This is a genomic window from Tabrizicola sp., from assembly GCF_051645465.1.
GTDB lineage: Bacteria > Pseudomonadota > Alphaproteobacteria > Rhodobacterales > Rhodobacteraceae > Tabrizicola.
Map to the genome: position 1 here is coordinate 1 of NZ_JBOFBI010000039.1, position 2,725 is coordinate 2,725.

Sequence of the window (2,725 nt, forward strand, 5' to 3'; positions counted from 1 at the left end):
CTTCGGCGTGGACTGCGTGGACGGATTTGCGGTACCAGTCCTCGCTGAAGATCTTTGTCGGGCCTTTCGATTTGAAGTGGCAGACATAGACCGAAACCACCGGCCCCTTGCTGCGCGGCTTGATCTGGAAATGCAGGACCGGGCGGGAGAAGCGGCGGATGTTGACCTCGACATCGCCGGACTGCGGATCGTCGCCGCGGCTTTTCAGGATGTAATCCTCGGGGAAGAAGGCGATCCAGCGCGGCTCGCCGACGAGAATGCTGCGGTCCACCGCCGCGCCGCAGACGATCATCCCGCCGGCGTGGCCTTCGGGCACCAGGGCCACATGGGTTGTGTCGAGACCCGCCGCTTTCAGTGCGGCGTCGATGCTGGCGCCGTGCCAGACCTCCTGGAAGCCGAAGACGTCGGCCCGCATTTCCTGCAGCATCCGTGCGGTCCAGGCGATCTTCAGGTCGTAGTCGGCCTGTGACCAGCCATTGGCATCGCTGTAGATCGGCAGGCCTGGCTCGTTGAGGTTGAAAAGGTTGAAGGTGGTGAAGCTGACGGTCTTTCCGGCCATGATGCATCCTTTTCAGAAGAAAGACTTCGATCAATGGTGCGACGATAGCAGGAGCGGGCCTGCGGGTGTCGTGAATACTTCGTCATAGTGACACGGGCACGACAGCGCGGCGGCTTGTCGCTTTACCACTGTCGGAGGGCGCGCTACATCGCGGGTGGAAGAGGGAGAATGACGATGGCCGAGGACGGGATCAACAGCTTCATGACCGGGCCGGACGAGCAGGGGCGGTTCGGGATGTTCGGCGGGCGGTTTGTCAGCGAGACGCTGATGCCGCTGATCCTTGATCTGGAGGAGCGGTATGAGTTTGCGAAGACCGACCCGACCTTTTGGGCCGAGATGGACTGGCTCTGGAAGCATTACGTGGGGCGGCCCTCGCCGTTGTATTTTGCCGAGCGGCTGACGGATCACCTTGGGGGCGCCAAGGTCTATATGAAGCGGGATGAGCTGAACCATACCGGCGCGCACAAGATCAACAATGTGCTCGGACAGATCATCCTGGCGCGGCGGATGGGGAAGACGCGGATCATTGCCGAGACGGGCGCGGGGCAGCACGGGGTGGCGACGGCGACGGTCTGCGCCAAGTTCGGGCTGAAATGCGTGGTCTACATGGGTGCGCATGATGTGGAGCGGCAGGCGCCGAACGTGTTCCGGATGAAGCTTCTGGGGGCGGAGGTGGTTCCCGTGACCTCGGGTCGTGGCACGTTGAAGGACGCGATGAACGACGCGCTCAGGGATTGGGTGACCAATGTGCGCGATACGTTCTACTGCATCGGCACGGTGGCGGGGCCGCATCCTTACCCGGCGATGGTCAGGGATTTCCAGTCGATCATCGGCAAGGAAGTGCGCTGGCAGCTGGCCGAGCAGGAGGGCGAGGGGCGGCTACCCGATACGGTGATCGCGGCCATCGGGGGTGGGTCGAATGCGATGGGGCTGTTCCATCCGTTCCTGGATGACCCTTCGGTGTCGATCATCGGTGTCGAGGCGGGCGGCAAGGGTGTGGACGACCGGATGCAGCATTGCGCTTCGCTGACCGGGGGGCGGCCGGGGGTGCTGCATGGCAACCGGACCTATCTCTTGCAGGACCCGGATGGGCAGATCCTTGAGGGGTTTTCGATTTCTGCCGGTCTGGATTATCCCGGGATCGGGCCGGAGCATTCGTGGCTGCATGACATCGGGCGGGCGAAGTATGTCTCGATCACCGATGCCGAGGCGCTGGAGGCGTTCCAGCTGTCGTGCAAGCTGGAAGGGATCATCCCGGCGCTGGAGCCAAGCCATGCGCTGGCCCATGTGATGAAGATCGCGCCGGGTCTCCCGCGCGACCATATCATCGTGATGAACATGTGCGGGCGCGGCGACAAGGACATCTTCACGGTGGCGAAGCACTTGGGCCAGGACATGAAGGTGTGACGGGGCGGCAACAGAGTGGTTGCCGAGTAGCACCATCCTGATTTTCCGGATTTCCAGAATCATTCTGCGGGCCTAGATCGCGCCTCCCTTCCCTAGCGGAACGGACCCAAACGCGTGGAGCTTACCCCCTCCTGCGGTGCGGTCGGGCGATGCCCGGTCCGTATACCTGGGCCGGAAGCGCGGGCGGGGATGGGGCATGTAGCTCAGAGGTCAGAGCACCGGGCAAACCGGGGGTCGGGGGTTCGAGTCCCTTCATGTCACGCGATGTAGCTCATTGGTAGAGCAGTGGACTCGTAATCCATCGGTAACAGGTTCGACTCCTGTCATCACGACCATGGCCTGCAAAGCCACTTCAAATGGGGTTTCCGGGGCCGGTTCGCATCCTGCGGGCCGGGGCGCGACTTTGCCTTCGGGCGGGCCGTGATCTTCGCCCCGCCGGTTGCTTCGGCATGTGCCGACCGCCGGGTGACGGTTCCGGCGCCTGCCGGTCCGGGTGCGGGGATACCCCCAAGCCCGCGCCGGTTGGCCCCGCCCCTCTCCCCGAGCGGCCCGCGCTTGCCGTGACAAATCCGGTCCCGGAGCCTTTCCACCCGCGCCCAGACGGGCGCCTCAACCCGGCCCGGACGGGTGCTGCGAAAAGGAACACGTGAAGGTATAAGGAGAGACAGAGATGCTGCGGACGATCGAAAAACTGCTGGGTGTCCAGCGCGTGACGCTGACCGAGAACGAACGGGCCATCCTGCTGCGGAAGGGCCGGTT

At 63.7% G+C, this 2,725-nt stretch carries 2 protein-coding genes and 2 tRNA genes; 3 read left to right on the forward strand and 1 reads right to left on the reverse strand.

Going from position 1 to position 2,725, the window contains the following annotated elements; translation table 11 throughout:
• On the reverse strand, positions 1 to 559 hold a 559-nt coding region (locus tag ACRCSW_RS02185), incomplete at its 3' end, for an endonuclease/exonuclease/phosphatase family protein (RefSeq protein WP_438702351.1).
• A gap of 174 nt (positions 560 to 733) precedes the next feature.
• On the opposite strand from ACRCSW_RS02185, the gene trpB reads away from it, so the two are divergent.
• From trpB to ACRCSW_RS02200, 3 genes are all read left to right on the forward strand, one after another.
• Positions 734 to 1,966 carry a tryptophan synthase subunit beta gene (gene trpB, locus ACRCSW_RS02190; protein WP_438702352.1) on the forward strand — a complete coding sequence of 411 codons (1,233 nt, stop codon included), beginning with the start codon at positions 734 to 736 and terminating at the stop codon, positions 1,964 to 1,966.
• Between the two features lie 192 nt (positions 1,967 to 2,158).
• A tRNA-Leu gene (locus tag ACRCSW_RS02195) sits at positions 2,159 to 2,228 on the forward strand.
• Positions 2,227 to 2,301, forward strand: a tRNA-Thr gene (locus ACRCSW_RS02200). The genes ACRCSW_RS02195 and ACRCSW_RS02200 overlap by 2 nt, the downstream gene beginning before the upstream one ends.
• The last annotated feature ends 424 nt before the right edge of the window (positions 2,302 to 2,725 follow it).